The organism is Rugosimonospora africana (assembly GCF_016862975.1).
GTDB lineage: Bacteria > Actinomycetota > Actinomycetes > Mycobacteriales > Micromonosporaceae > Rugosimonospora > Rugosimonospora africana.
Genome location: NZ_BONZ01000212.1, coordinates 1 through 554 on the forward strand (window position 1 = coordinate 1; position 554 = coordinate 554).

The following is a 554-nucleotide window of genomic DNA, read 5'->3' on the forward strand; positions in this document are numbered from 1 at the left end:
CCAACTCGGCGCTGAACACCCCGTCCGCGGTCGCGATCGACCAGTCGACGAACGTGCTCTACATCGCCGACACCACCAACAGCGCGATCGCCGAGGTGCTCGGCCTCGCGGCGCCCGGGACGGCCGCCGGCCCCACGGCCAAGTGACGTCCGCCCACGAGACGAGGAAGAGACAGGCAATGACTGACAATCGCACGAGCCCCTTGAGTACGCCGATCTCCCGACGTCGGTTCATCGCCAGAGCGGCCGGCCTGGCAAGCGCCGCCGGTCTGGGCGGCATGCTGCCGGAGAATCTCGCGCGGGCCGCGAACGACAAGCCGCGACACTTCGACCTCTCCCAGGTCAAGCACGTCGTGTACGTGATGGCCGAGAACCGGTCGTTCGACCACTACTTCGGCACCTTCCCCGGCGTGCGGGGATTCAGCGACCCGCACGCGATCCGGCTGCCGAACGGGCGTTCGGTATTCCAGCAGCCCGACCCGGCGAACCCGGACGGCTACCTGGAACCGTTCCACATGTCGACGGTCACCACCGGCGCCGCGGCGATCCCCTCGC

Annotated in this window: 2 protein-coding genes; both read left to right on the forward strand. The window is 69.0% G+C overall.

Going from position 1 to position 554, the window contains the following annotated elements; genetic code table 11:
* The first annotated feature begins 11 nt into the window (after positions 1-11).
* On the forward strand, positions 12-146 hold the full coding sequence (locus tag Raf01_RS51215; RefSeq protein ID WP_373319807.1) for a hypothetical protein: 135 nt from the start codon (positions 12-14) through the stop codon (positions 144-146).
* Positions 147-178: 32 nt separating this feature from the next.
* Positions 179-554 (forward strand): alkaline phosphatase family protein (locus tag Raf01_RS49275; RefSeq protein WP_239134611.1); only part of this gene is annotated, 376 nt, incomplete at its 3' end.